General features: G+C 60.1%; 14 protein-coding genes. 10 read left to right on the top strand and 4 right to left on the bottom strand.

Going from position 1 to position 12,776, the window contains the following annotated elements:
* The 9 genes from AC1DLB_RS07140 to AC1DLB_RS07100 form a co-directional block, all read left to right on the top strand.
* Positions 1 to 363 (top strand): KdsC family phosphatase (locus AC1DLB_RS07140; RefSeq protein WP_477784798.1); only part of this gene is annotated, 363 nt, incomplete at its 5' end.
* 7 nt (positions 364 to 370) lie between these two features.
* On the top strand, positions 371 to 943 hold the full coding sequence (gene lptC, locus AC1DLB_RS07135; protein WP_019581167.1) for an LPS export ABC transporter periplasmic protein LptC: 573 nt from the start codon (positions 371 to 373) through the stop codon (positions 941 to 943).
* Entirely contained in the window at positions 930 to 1,475 is a 546-nt protein-coding gene (gene lptA, locus AC1DLB_RS07130; protein WP_064620302.1) for a lipopolysaccharide transport periplasmic protein LptA, read from the top strand. Before lptC ends, lptA begins: the two co-directional genes overlap by 14 nt.
* Positions 1,475 to 2,200: an LPS export ABC transporter ATP-binding protein gene (gene lptB / locus AC1DLB_RS07125; protein ID WP_018927206.1), complete on the top strand. Its 726-nt coding sequence runs from the start codon at positions 1,475 to 1,477 to the stop codon at positions 2,198 to 2,200. Before lptA ends, lptB begins: the two co-directional genes overlap by 1 nt.
* 184 nt (positions 2,201 to 2,384) lie before the next feature.
* A complete protein-coding gene (locus AC1DLB_RS07120) occupies positions 2,385 to 3,878 on the top strand; it encodes an RNA polymerase factor sigma-54 (protein WP_064620307.1) in 1,494 nt (497 codons plus the stop codon).
* Positions 3,879 to 3,952: 74 nt separating this feature from the next.
* Positions 3,953 to 4,261, top strand: coding sequence for a ribosome hibernation-promoting factor, HPF/YfiA family (gene hpf, locus AC1DLB_RS07115; protein ID WP_477784797.1), 309 nt, complete (start codon positions 3,953 to 3,955; stop codon positions 4,259 to 4,261).
* Between the two features lie 12 nt (positions 4,262 to 4,273).
* Positions 4,274 to 4,738, top strand: a complete 465-nt coding sequence (ptsN, locus tag AC1DLB_RS07110) for a PTS IIA-like nitrogen regulatory protein PtsN (RefSeq protein WP_018927208.1) — start codon at positions 4,274 to 4,276, stop codon at positions 4,736 to 4,738.
* 2 nt (positions 4,739 to 4,740) lie between these two features.
* Entirely contained in the window at positions 4,741 to 5,598 is an 858-nt protein-coding gene (gene rapZ, locus AC1DLB_RS07105; RefSeq protein WP_018927209.1) for an RNase adapter RapZ, read from the top strand.
* 15 nt (positions 5,599 to 5,613) lie between these two features.
* Positions 5,614 to 5,886, top strand: a complete 273-nt coding sequence (locus AC1DLB_RS07100; protein WP_018927210.1) for an HPr family phosphocarrier protein — start codon at positions 5,614 to 5,616, stop codon at positions 5,884 to 5,886.
* A gap of 130 nt (positions 5,887 to 6,016) precedes the next feature.
* Here AC1DLB_RS07100 and pmbA read toward each other — a convergent pair whose 3' ends face one another.
* Positions 6,017 to 7,363: a metalloprotease PmbA gene (gene pmbA / locus AC1DLB_RS07095; RefSeq protein ID WP_477784796.1), complete on the bottom strand. Its 1,347-nt coding sequence runs from the start codon at positions 7,361 to 7,363 to the stop codon at positions 6,017 to 6,019.
* 108 nt (positions 7,364 to 7,471) lie between these two features.
* Between pmbA and yjgA the strand changes: the two genes are divergently transcribed.
* Complete coding sequence (gene yjgA / locus AC1DLB_RS07090) at positions 7,472 to 7,996, top strand: ribosome biogenesis factor YjgA (protein WP_007941230.1); 525 nt, start codon at positions 7,472 to 7,474, stop codon at positions 7,994 to 7,996.
* 60 nt (positions 7,997 to 8,056) lie between these two features.
* Here yjgA and tldD read toward each other — a convergent pair whose 3' ends face one another.
* The 3 genes from tldD to AC1DLB_RS07075 form a co-directional block, all read right to left on the bottom strand.
* Positions 8,057 to 9,499, bottom strand: a complete 1,443-nt coding sequence (gene tldD / locus AC1DLB_RS07085; protein WP_477784795.1) for a metalloprotease TldD — start codon at positions 9,497 to 9,499, stop codon at positions 8,057 to 8,059.
* 12 nt (positions 9,500 to 9,511) lie between these two features.
* Positions 9,512 to 10,366 (bottom strand): carbon-nitrogen hydrolase family protein, encoded by an 855-nt coding sequence (locus AC1DLB_RS07080; RefSeq protein ID WP_064620308.1) that lies wholly within the window; start codon positions 10,364 to 10,366, stop codon positions 9,512 to 9,514.
* A gap of 106 nt (positions 10,367 to 10,472) precedes the next feature.
* On the bottom strand, positions 10,473 to 12,776 hold a 2,304-nt coding region (locus tag AC1DLB_RS07075), incomplete at its 5' end, for a YhdP family protein (protein WP_477784794.1).

The following is a 12,776-nucleotide window of genomic DNA, read 5'->3' as shown; positions in this document are numbered from 1 at the left end:
GGCGTGCAGACCGCTATCATCAGCGGACGCAAGACCCCGGTGGTCGAACGACGAGCCAGGAACCTCGGCATTCCACACCTGTACCAGGGTCGCGAAGACAAACTGGTGGTGCTCGACGAGCTCCTTGCCCAACTCAACCTGAACTATGAACAAGTGGCCTACCTCGGCGACGACCTGCCGGACCTGCCGGTGATTCGCCGCGTCGGTCTGGGCATGGCCGTGGCCAACGCCGCCAGCTTCGTGCGCGAACACGCCCACGGCATCACCCAGGCCCGTGGCGGCGAGGGTGCCGCGCGCGAATTCTGCGAATTGATCCTGCGCGCCCAGGGCCGCCTCGATGCGGCCAACGCCGCGTACCTGTGAGCCCATCATGCTGAGCAAAAAGATTCGCAACATCCTGATATTCGGTTGCATCGCGGCGCTATTCGCTGCGGTCGGCTATTGGAACATCAGCCCGGAACGCTTCCTCGACAAGCCAGTGGCGCATGTCGATGAAGCCATGATCGACTATTACGCAACCAACGCCCACAGCGTGCAGTACCTGCCGGACGGCAAACTGCAGTATGAAATGACGTCCGACAAGGTCGAACACCTGAAGGCGACGGAAGTGACGTTGCTGTCCAACCCTGACCTGAACATGTTTCGTGGCACCGAATTCCCTTGGCACGTCCAGAGCGAACGCGGCGAAGTCAACCCGGACGGCACCCAGGTCGAGCTGATCGACTCGGTACGTATCACGCGTTTCGACGAAAAAAACCGTAAAACCCTGATTACCACCACCCGTATGACAGTGTTCCCGCAGCAGCAATATGCGCAGACCGATCAACCCGTTAGAATCGACGGCGCCGGCGGTGTATCGACAGGCAACGGAATGAAAGCGTACTTGAAAGAAAGCAGGATACACCTGCTATCGAACGTAAGAGGACAGTATGAGGCTCGTTAAAACCCTCCCTATTTTGCTCAGTCTGAGCGCAGCACTGGGAAGCGTGAGCGCCTGGGCTCTGCCGACCGATCAAGCGCAGCCTATCCGCATCCAGGCCGACGACGCCCAACTGGACGACAAGAACGGTGTTGCCACCTATAAAGGTGATGTGATCATCACTCAGGGCTCGATGATCGTTAAGGGCAACACCGTGACCATCACCCGCACGCCAACAGGCGAGATCGATGTGGTGACCTCGGTGGGCAACCTCGCCTACTTCGAGCAACTGCAGACCGCTGGCGACACCAAGCCTGTTCAGGGTTGGGGCGTGACCATCCAATATCACGCCGCGCAAAACCGCGTCGTACTGATCGACAAGGCCAAAGTTGTCGACAAGGACAACAACGTCACCCAGGGCGAAAAAATCGTCTATGACACGATCAAGAAACTCGCCAGCGCCGGTCGCGCCACGGGCAGCAAGGTCACCGAGACACGTCCGCGTATCGACATGGTGATCCAGCCGAAGAAGAAAACCGACGAGAAAACCCAGTAATGGCAACTCTGAAAGCTCAGCATCTGGCCAAGAGCTACAAGAGCCGCCAGGTCGTGCGTGACGTCAGCCTGTCCATCGACAGCGGCCAGATCGTCGGCCTGCTTGGCCCCAACGGCGCCGGCAAAACCACCTGTTTTTACATGATCGTGGGTCTGGTACAGGCCGATCAGGGTCGCGTACTGATCGATGACCTGGACGTCAGCCACCAGCCGATGCACGGTCGCGCGAAGGCCGGTATCGGCTATCTTCCGCAAGAAGCGTCGATCTTCCGCAAGCTGTCGGTGACCGACAATATCATGGCCATCCTCGAGACCCGCAAGGAGCTCGACAAGGCCGGTCGCCGCAAAGAGCTGGAAAGCCTGCTGCAAGAATTTCACATCCACCACATTCGTGACAGCCTTGGCATGAGCCTGTCCGGTGGTGAACGCCGTCGGGTGGAAATCGCCCGGGCACTGGCCACCAACCCGAAATTCATCCTCCTCGACGAACCCTTCGCCGGCGTGGACCCGATCTCGGTGGGCGACATCAAGCAGATCATCCACCACCTCAAGGCCAAAGGCATTGGCGTGCTGATCACTGACCACAACGTCCGTGAAACCCTGGACATCTGCGAAACCGCCTACATCGTCAACGATGGCCAGCTGATCGCTGAAGGCGACTCCGCCACCATCCTGGCCAACGAACTGGTCAAGGAAGTGTATCTGGGCCATGAGTTCCGCCTGTAAGCGCTGAGGTGCCTGGCCAGTCGCCTTGGTGCTCATATCAATAAAAAATCAATAGTTTTTTATTGTTACAGCGCTCTAGGCAAACACTTCAGTTTCAGGCATATAATTTGCTTATGTTTGGCGCTTCGGCGCCCTGTAGTGGATGGCGCATGTGCGCCGGCGAATAAGGTGTTAAGCCCCTGCCATGAAACCATCGCTAGTCTTGAGAATGGGCCAGCAGCTGACGATGACACCGCAGCTGCAACAGGCCATCCGCCTGCTCCAATTGTCGACCCTGGACCTGCAACAGGAAATCCAGGAGGCCCTGGAGTCCAATCCGATGCTCGAACGCCAGGAAGAAGGCGACGACTTCGATAACGCAGACCCCTTGGCCGACAAAGCCGAACAGCAACCCAACACCGACATTCAGGAACCCTCCTACCAGGAAACCGCCCCGACGGTGGATAACCTTGAGGAAGGCGACTGGAACGAGCGCATTCCCAACGAATTGCCTGTCGATACCGCCTGGGAAGACGTCTACCAGACCAGCGCCAGCAGCCTGCCGAGCAACGATGACGACGAGTGGGATTTCACCACCCGTACTTCGGCCGGTGAAAGCCTGCAAAGCCATTTGCTCTGGCAACTGAACCTGGCACCGATGTCCGACACCGATCGCCTGATCGCCGTGACCCTGATCGACTGCATCAACAATCAGGGCTATCTGGACGAAACCCTCGAGGAAATCCTCGAGGCCTTCGATCCGGAACTGGACATCGAACTGGACGAAATCGAAGCCGTCCTGCACCGCATCCAGCAATTCGAGCCCGCCGGTATCGGCGCCCGCAACCTCGGTGAATGCCTGCTGCTGCAACTGCGCCAACTGCCCGCCAAGACCCCTTGGCTGACCGAGGCCAAGCGCCTGGTCACCGATTACATCGACTTGCTCGGCAGCCGCGACTACAGCCAGCTGATGCGCCGCATGAAGCTCAAGGAAGATGAACTGCGCCAGGTGATCGAACTGGTCCAGAGCCTCAACCCGCGCCCGGGTTCGCAAATCGAGTCCACCGAAGCCGAATACGTCGTTCCCGACGTGATCGTGCGCAAGGACAACGAGCGCTGGCTGGTGGAACTGAACCAGGAGTCGGTGCCGCGCCTGCGGGTCAACGCCCAATACGCCGGCTTCGTACGCCGCGCCGATACCAGCGCTGACAACACCTTCATGCGTAATCAACTGCAGGAGGCTCGCTGGTTCATCAAGAGCCTGCAAAGCCGCAACGAAACCCTGATGAAAGTGGCCACCCAGATCGTCGAGCATCAACGCGGCTTCCTGGAGTACGGCGACGAGGCCATGAAACCGTTGGTGCTGCATGACATCGCCGAAGCGGTGGGCATGCACGAATCGACGATTTCACGGGTGACCACGCAAAAATTCATGCATACCCCACGGGGCATCTATGAACTGAAATACTTTTTTTCCAGCCACGTCAGCACCTCCGAAGGCGGTGAATGCTCGTCTACGGCGATCCGCGCGATCATCAAAAAACTGGTTGCCGCGGAAAATCAGAAAAAGCCGTTGAGTGACAGCAAGATCGCTGGTTTACTGGAGGCACAAGGCATTCAGGTGGCTCGCCGCACCGTCGCCAAGTACCGCGAATCCCTGGGAATCGCGCCTTCGAGCGAACGCAAGCGGTTGATGTAGAGCCACGCCACAGCGTTCCAGTGGTAGATCATCGGATCTACCGCTTTATGCACTGGCAACGAAGGAGAAGCTGTATGCAAGTCAACATCAGTGGACACCAACTGGAAGTGACCGAACCTCTTCGCACCTACATCGGCGAAAAACTCGAACGATTAGAGAGGCATTTCGACAAGATCACCAACGTGCAGGTCACGATGACGGTCGAGAAGCTCAAGCRGAAAATCGAAGCCACGCTGCATATTCCCGGCAATGAGGTGGTCGCTAACGCGGAACATACCGATATGTACGCAGCGATCGACGCACTGACCGACAAGCTGGATAAACAACTCAAAAAGCATAAGGAAAAGACCCAGAGCCTCCTCCAGGGCGCGACCGGTCGTTAACACTCCCAACCCATGATCCGACTTGAAAGCATCCTGACCCCCGGCCGTTCCCTGGTGAACGTGCCGGGCGGCAGTAAAAAGAAAGCCCTCGAGCAAATTGCCAACCTCATCCATCGCGAAGTGCCGGATCTGGCCATGCAGGATGTCTTCGAGAGTCTGGTCGCCCGTGAAAAACTCGGTTCCACCGGCTTTGGCAACGGTATCGCCATCCCCCACTGCCGTCTCAAGGGCTGCGGATCGCCCATCAGTGCCTTGATGCACCTGGATGCACCCATCGATTTCGACGCCATCGACGGTGCCCCGGTTGACCTGCTGTTTGTACTGCTGGTCCCCGAAGCCGCCACCGATGCGCACCTGGAGTTGCTGCGCCAGATCGCCAGCATGCTTGATCGCAAGGAAGTGCGTGAAAAACTGCGCAGCGCCCCGAGCAACGAAGCCTTGTATCAGGTTGTCCTGGACGAGCAAAACGGTCACTAATCATGCGCCTGATCATCGTCAGCGGCCGCTCCGGCTCAGGTAAAAGCACTGCCCTTGATGTTCTCGAGGACAACGGCTACTACTGCATCGACAACCTGCCGGCCGGTCTGTTGCCGGAACTGGCCGAACGCGCACTGATTCACACCGAACTGGCACAACCGCTGGTGGCCGTGTCCATCGATGCACGCAACTTGCCGAGCCACCTGTCACGGTTTCCCGAATTGCTGGAAGAAGTCCGCAGCCGGCATATCCAGTGCGATGTGCTGTATCTGGACGCCGATGAAGAGACCCTGCTCAAACGATTTTCGGAAACCCGCCGCCGTCACCCGCTGAGCAGTGCCAATCGCTCGCTGGCGGAGGCGATAGAGGACGAAACCAATTTACTGGGGCCGATCGCCGACCTGGCCGACCTCAAGGTCAACACCACCAATCTGAACCTGTATCAGCTGCGCGATACCATCAAGCTGCGCCTGCTGAATCAGCCGGAGCCCGGTACTGCGTTCCTGGTGGAGTCTTTCGGGTTCAAGCGTGGCATGCCGGTGGACGCCGATCTGGTGTTCGACGTGCGCTGCCTGCCTAACCCTTACTGGAAACCGGAGCTGCGGGCACAGTCCGGGCTCGATCAACCGGTGGCCGACTACCTGGCGGCGCAGCCGGATGTCGAGGAAATGTTCCAGGACATTTCCTCCTACCTGCTCAAGTGGCTGCCCCGCTTTGCCGCCAGCAACCGCGCCTATGTCACCATTGCCATTGGCTGCACCGGCGGGCATCACCGCTCTGTCTACCTGACCGAACGTCTGGGCCAGGTCCTGCAACAATCCCTGAAGAACGTCCAGGTTCGCCACCGCGACCTCAGCTAAAGGATTCACATCGCGATGCCTGCTCTGGAAATCGAAATCATCAACAAGCTGGGCCTGCATGCCCGCGCGTCTGCAAAATTCGTTGGCGTCGCCGGGCAGTTCCCTTGCCAGATCAGAGCTGGCCGTACACCGGAAACGATGGTCGATGGCAAAAGCATCATGGCCATGATGATGCTCGCAGCCGGCAAGGGCACCAAAATCCACCTGAAAACCGAAGGTGAACAAGAGCAGGAAGCTATGGATGCACTGGTGGCGCTGATCAACAACTTCTTCGACGAAGGCGAATAAAGATCAATGGATTTCGGCTTTCGGTTGCGCCCACAGATGCGTAGGCGCTGACGAAGCTGCGATATTTTGATCCAAAAAAAAAAGCGCCACCCAATCGGGTGGCGCATTTTTTTTGTGCAGCAACCGCAGCTTAACTACCTGCCACCGTCATCCGCTCGATCAACACCGAACCTGTGCGAATGTTGCTGCGCAATTCCAGGTCATTACCGACCGCAATGATCTGCTTGAACATGTCGCGCATGTTGCCGGCAATAGTCACTTCCTGGACCGCGAACTGGATTTCGCCGTTCTCGACCCAGAAACCCGCTGCGCCACGGGAGTAATCGCCGGTGACCATGTTCAGGCCCTGCCCCATCAATTCAGTGACCAGCAGGCCACGACCCATGCGACGCAACAGGGCCGCCTGATCTTCGTCGCCATGGGTGACGAACAGGTTGTGCACGCCGCCGGCATTCGYGGTGCTCGGCATGCCCAGCTTGCGGCCGGAATAGGTGCCAAGCACGTAGGACACCAGCTCGCCGTTTTCCACGAACGGCTTGGCGTAGGTCGCCAGGCCATCGCCGTCGAAGGCAGAGCTGCCCAAAGCGCGCATCAAGTGCGGACGTTCATCGATGGTCAGCCATTGCGGGAACAGTTTCTGCCCCAGCGTGCCTTCGAGGAACGAAGACTTGCGATACAGACTGCCGCCGGAAATCGCCGAGAGGAAACTGCCGAACAAACCGCCGGCCAGTTCCGCAGAAAACAGCACCGGCACTTCGCAGGTCGGTACCGGGCGTGCGCCCAAGCGGCTCGCCGCCCGTTGCGCGGCACGCTGGCCGATGCTCTCCGGGCTGGCCAACAAATTGCCCTGCCGGTTCACGTCGTACCAGTAATCACGCTGCATCTGGCCATCGGCTTCGGCGATCATCACGCAGCTGAGGCTGTGACGGGTCGAGGCGTAACCGCCGATAAAACCGTGGCTGTTGCCGTACACACGGCAACCCTGATGAGTGCTGAGGGTGGTGCCGTCGGCGTTTTTGATCCGACTGTCGGCGGCAAACGCCGCCGCTTCACAGGCCAGGGCCTGCTCGATGGCTCGCTCCGGTGTGATACTCCATTGGTGGAACAGGTCGAAATCCTGCAGCTCCTTGGCCATCAGCGCGGCATCCGCCAAGCCTGCGGCTTCGTCTTCGGACGTGTGCTTGGCAATCGCCAGCGCAGCAGCGACGGTTTCGCGAATCGCTTCCGAACCGCTGGCCGAGGTGCTGGCCGAGCCTTTGCGCTGCCCTACATACAAGGTGATGCCAAAGCCCTGGTCGCGGTTGAACTCAACGGTTTCGACTTCCCGCTGACGCACCGTGGTCGACAGGCCCTGCTCCAGCGACACCGCCACTTCACAGGCACTGGCGCCTTGGCGCTTGGCTTCAGCAATGATCTGCTCAACTTGCTCTTGCAGTGCCGGCAACGCTTGTGGGCCGACGCTTTCAACTGCACTCATGCTGTTCTCCACTCAAATTCTGCTTTCGGTAACGGTCATCGAGCGACCGGGCCGGACAAGCGGCCCCCGACTGGTTATCATGGCGGCGTTTCTTTGCGGACGGCCACCATGGTTGATTCTTACGACGACTCCCTCGATACGGGAGAAAAAAGCAAATCCCAGGTCAAACGCGAGCTGCATGCTCTGGTTGACCTCGGCGAGCGCCTTACAACACTCAAGCCTGACCTGCTGGCAAAACTGCCGTTGACCGACGCTTTGCGCCGGGCTCTGGCCGATGCGCCCAAGCACACCGCGAACATCGCGCGTAAACGGCACCTTCAGTTTATCGGCAAGCTGATGCGCGATCAGGACACTGGCGCCATTCTCACCCTGCTCGATCAACTCGATGCCTCCACCCGGCAGTACAACGAACGTTTCCACGGCCTGGAACGCTGGCGCGATCGCTTGATCGCAGGCGACGACGCCGTCCTGGAGAAGTTCGTCGTCGATTACCCCGAGGCCGATCGTCAACAATTGCGCTCCCTGATCCGTCAGGCCCAGCACGAACTGGCGACCAACAAGCCACCGGCTTCGAGCCGTAAAATCTTCAAGTACATCCGTGAGTTGGACGAGACTCAACGCGGTTTGCGTTAAGTCCCGAATCGGGTGAGTTGCCTCGCAACTCACCCGAAGCTTCACGTTTTCAAGAGCCCCTTACGATCCTGTGCCACCCACGGTGATCGCATCGATTTTCAGCGTTGGCTGGCCGACACCCACCGGCACCGACTGCCCATCCTTGCCACACGTTCCCACACCGCTGTCCAGCGCCAGATCATTACCAACCATCGACACCCGGCTCATGGCTTCCGGCCCGTTGCCGATCAACGTCGCGCCTTTGACCGGTGCAGTAATCTTGCCGTCTTCGATCAGGTACGCCTCGCTGGTGGAGAACACGAACTTGCCACTGGTGATGTCCACCTGACCGCCGCCGAGGTTGGCGCAGTAGATGCCTTTTTTCACCGAGGCGATGATTTCCGCCGGGTCGCTTTCGCCACCGAGCATGTAAGTGTTGGTCATGCGCGGCATCGGCAGGTGCGCGTAGGATTCGCGACGACCGTTGCCGGTGCGGGCCACGCCCATCAGGCGCGCGTTGAGCTTGTCCTGCATATAACCCTTGAGCACGCCGTTTTCGATCAGCGTGGTGCACTCGGTCGGCGTGCCTTCGTCGTCGACGCTCAGCGAACCTCGGCGGCCGGCGAGGGTGCCGTCATCGACGATGGTACAAAGCTTCGATGYAACCATCTCGCCCATGCGCCCGCTGTAGGCCGAACTGCCCTTGCGGTTGAAATCGCCTTCCAGACCGTGACCGACGGCTTCGTGCAGCAACACGCCGGACCAACCCGAACCCAACACCACCGGCAACGTACCGGCCGGCGCCGGGATGGCTTCCAGATTCACCAGTGCCTGACGCAACGCTTCACGGGCATAACCCATGGCGCGGTCTTCGCTGAGGAAATAGCGGTAGTCGGTACGACCGCCACCGCCATGGCCGCCGCGCTCACGACGACCGTTCTGCTCGACGATCACGCTGACGTTGAAACGCACCAGCGGCCGCACATCTGCCGCCAGGCCGCCATCGGTGGAGGCGATCAGAATCCGCTCCCAGACCMCGGCCATGCTCACGGTGACTTGCTGAATACGCGGGTCGAGGGCGCGGGTCGCCACGTCGATGCGCTTGAGCAGCTCGACTTTCTCGGCGCGGGTCATTACTTCCAGCGGGTTGTCCGGCCCGTACAACTGAGCGACATCCTGGGTAGTGAACGCCTGCACGGTGCCATTCTGCCCGGCCCGGGAGATCGAACGGGCCGCACGGGCCGCTGCGCCCAGCGCTTCGAGGGTGATCGCATTGCTGTAGGCGAAACCGGTTTTTTCACCCGATTGCGCACGCACGCCGACACCCTGGTCGAGGTTGAAGCTGCCTTCCTTGACGATCCCGTCTTCCAGCGCCCAGGACTCGGAAATCTGCCCCTGGAAATACAGGTCGGCGGCATCGATGCCCGGGCCGGCCAGATCGCCGAGCACACCCTGCAGGCTCTCGATCGTTACGCCGCCGGGCGCCAGGAGGTGTTCACTGACAGAGGACAACAACTCGCTCATATGCTTTACGCCTTAAATTCGTCGTTCTGATGCAGGTCGCTGAGCGCCCTGCGAGAAAAAGCGCCGGTGAGTGGACACCGGCATCCGCGCCCTGATGGCCGCCTGTTCGCGGCTGTCGCGTTCGGCCAGCAGCACGGCCTCGCCCTGATCCTGTTGTGCCAGCACGCGCCCCCATGGATCGATTATCGCGGCATGACCAAAGGTTTCTCGCGGTCCCGGATGAGTGCCACCCTGGGCGGCCGCGAGCACGTAACATTGAGTCTCGATGGCCCGCGCGCGAATCAGCACGTCCCAATGGGCCGCGCCGGTCACCGCGGTAAAGGCCGACGGGGCGGTAATCAATTCCGCGCCGGCAGCACGCAATTCGCTGTACAGCTCCGGGAAGCGCAAGTCGTAACACACCGTCAGGCCGACTCGACCGACCGGCGTATCGGCAACCACCACGCCACTGCCATAAGCATAGTCATCGGATTCGCGATAACGCCCGCGATTGTCCGCCACGTCCACGTCGAACAGGTGCAGCTTGTCGTACCGCGCCACGGTCTCGCCCTGGTCATCCACCAGTAACGAGCATGCATGCGCTTTGGCCATCGGTTCATCCGCCGGCGGCAACGGCAACGTGCCGGCCACTATCCATAACTTGAGGTCGCGGGCGGTCTGTTTCAACCACGGCAGGATCGGGCCTTCGCCCAGCGCTTCGGCGCGGCCAATGTCGGCAATGTCGCGACGGCCCATGGCAGCGAAGTTTTCCGGCAGCACGGCAAGCCGCGCGCCACCGGACGCCGCCTGCTCAAGCAGACGACGGGCCTGGGACAGGTTGGCCAGCACGTCGCTCTGGCTGACCATTTGAATGACTGCTACAGACATGGCCATTTCCTTATCTGGAATCAACACATACCTGTAGGAGCCGCCTGCGGCAGCTCCTGCAGGGGACTTACGGCCATGCTACTCCATAGGCTTGGAAAGTGGCTTTTCAAAAAGGCTTGTCGTAGGTGATTTTCGGCTCTTTCCACGGACCTTTGACCGTGTATCTGACGCTGGCAAAGCGCGCCACGCGGTCACCGATCAACTTATCGATCAGGAACAGCGCCCCACCTACGGCTGGCGCACCGACGATCAGCGCGGCAATCGGCAGATTGTTGGTCACCGGCAAGGTCACCAGCAACTTGGCATCGACCTGATCAGCCACCAGGTCCAGGGTGCCGTTGAGTTCCAGGTTGCTCGACGGGCCGGTCAGCCGGATCGGCTCACGGGTCACGTAGACCCCGTTGCTCGCGACCAACAGCCCTTTGACCCGGTCATAGCTCAAGCCTTTGCCGAACAGGTCGGAAAAGTCCAGGCGCAAGCGGCGGCCAATGGAGTTGAAGTTGAGCAGGCCAAATACCCGTAGAGCCTGGGCGCTGCCCTCGACTTCAACAAACTGACCTTTATTGAGCGACGCATCGAGGCTGCCAGAGAAGCGCTTGGTGGCCAGCCACGCCGGTGAGCCAGGCCAGCGACCGTCGACATCCATGTGAAACTCTTCACTGGTAACGCTCGGCGCAAAGCCCCAGCCCTTGAGCACATCGGCAAGGTTCTTGCCACTGACCCGGCCCTTGTACCAACTGCTGGAATTGCCGGGCGCGCCTTCCCAACCGCCGCTGCCCTGCAGGTAGATGCCCTTGAGGCCCATATCCAGGGAGTTGAGGGCGATACCCTTGCCGGTCGGGCGAACTTTCAATAGCCAGGCGCCCACCAGGTCCTGGCCCTGGAACAGTTGATTGATGGTGATATCCAGCGCCGGGATTTTCGTCGGGTCCACGGTGGCCAGCGGATCCGGCGAATTCTCGTCGGCCAGCACCGTCGGGTCTGGGGCCGGCAAACGTACGTACTGCAGATTGACCGCAATCGGTGTGGCTTTGGCATCGGGAATACCGACGGTACCCTTGGCCTGCTGACTGTCGAGTTGCAGTGCCCAGGCGGCCGGCTTGCGCGTCAACTGCACCGACGCCTCATCAAGGGTGGTGCCGAAACCGCTGAGCTTGCCAACCTTGAAATCCGCGCCGCTGAGCAATTGCTTGGCGCTGCCGCCTGGATCCTGGCCAGCATACTTGCTGACAAGATCCTGCCAGGGAGACACATCCAGCTCGGACAGTACACCGCGTATGCGCAGGCCTTTGTTGCCGGGCAGCACAGCATCACCACCGCCGAGAAACAACTCACCGCGACCGTCGACGAAGTTGCCAGCCGGGGCCGCAAACGTGAAGTTCGCCAGCTCACCGTAGTTGACCCAGTAACGCCGCTCCGGTCCTTGCAGGGTCATGCGGAACACGGTGTCGCGGCCGACATCCGCCGCCACGCCGAACGGCGCCGGCAAATCCACCGCCACGCCTTTGAGATCGGAGCTGACTATCAATTGGCTGTCGGCGCCATCAAGGTTCAGTTGCAGCTGATAAGGGACCACACCAGACACCGGTAGCGGCTGAGTGACGTTTAGCCACTCGGTGAGTTTCTTGACCTCGACCTGACCCGCTGCGGTGACCCGAGTGTTGAGCTTGCCCGCACTGCCATCGGCAAAAATCTGCGCGGTCACGGGCTTGTCGAACGCTCGCGCGGTGATCTTCTGTCCGCTCAACCCCTTGGCGCTGTCGAAGCGGAAGTCGCCCTTGAGTTGTGTCAGTTCCAGGATGGGCTCGCGAAGTTTCAAGCGGGCCTTGTCGGTCTTGAAGTCGACGAGGATTTTCGGTTGCTCACCTTTGACCAGCGGTACATCCAGGTTGAGTTTGCCTTGCAGATCGCCCTCGCCCTCCCAGCCGGCGAACGTATCGGCTGTGCCGATCGGTGCTTCCTGCAGAATCTTCAGGCCATCGCCCAACCCGCCGGCGAACGCGCCATCGAGGAACAGGTGAGGATTCTGTCCGGCAGGCACATGGGGAATATTGACGTAGACGTCGTTGACCTGGGTGTCGAGCAATCGCCCCTTGTTCGCGAGAATCCGCACACCGCTGTCTTCAATGAATACATCGCCGCTGACCTTGCTGACATGCGGCCAACCCGGCTGAAACGCCAGCTCGGCATCATGAACCTTGAAAAACAGGCTGATGCTGCGAGCCGTTTCCGGGGCGCCATGGTTCAGCGATCCCTGGTACTGGAAGAAACCTTCATCCACTGCACCTTTGAGAATCGCCGTACGCAGCCACTCGTCCAGCGCCGGGCTCAACACGGCCGGCAGGTACTTGGCGGTGTAGCGACCGTCGCCGTCGACCAGGCCGACCCGCAGGTCCATGTAGTCTTCCTG

It is taken from the genome of Pseudomonas sp. 05N434 (assembly GCF_056396965.1).
Note: the sequence above shows the minus strand (reverse complement) of the source record. Positions and strands in the feature narration are given on the sequence as shown.

Bases quoted from the DNA above. Each gene is read 5' to 3' on its own strand.
- lptC (WP_019581167.1), top strand. From the start codon at position 371: ATGCTGAGCAAAAAGATTCGCAACATCCTGATATTCGGTTGCATCGCG.
- lptA (WP_064620302.1), top strand. From the start codon at position 930: ATGAGGCTCGTTAAAACCCTCCCTATTTTGCTCAGTCTGAGCGCAGCA.
- lptB (WP_018927206.1), top strand. From the start codon at position 1,475: ATGGCAACTCTGAAAGCTCAGCATCTGGCCAAGAGCTACAAGAGCCGC.
- AC1DLB_RS07120 (WP_064620307.1), top strand. From the start codon at position 2,385: ATGAAACCATCGCTAGTCTTGAGAATGGGCCAGCAGCTGACGATGACA.
- ptsN (WP_018927208.1), top strand. From the start codon at position 4,274: ATGATCCGACTTGAAAGCATCCTGACCCCCGGCCGTTCCCTGGTGAAC.
- rapZ (WP_018927209.1), top strand. From the start codon at position 4,741: ATGCGCCTGATCATCGTCAGCGGCCGCTCCGGCTCAGGTAAAAGCACT.
- AC1DLB_RS07100 (WP_018927210.1), top strand. From the start codon at position 5,614: ATGCCTGCTCTGGAAATCGAAATCATCAACAAGCTGGGCCTGCATGCC.
- yjgA (WP_007941230.1), top strand. From the start codon at position 7,472: ATGGTTGATTCTTACGACGACTCCCTCGATACGGGAGAAAAAAGCAAA.
- AC1DLB_RS07080 (WP_064620308.1), bottom strand. From the start codon at position 10,366: ATGTCTGTAGCAGTCATTCAAATGGTCAGCCAGAGCGACGTGCTGGCC.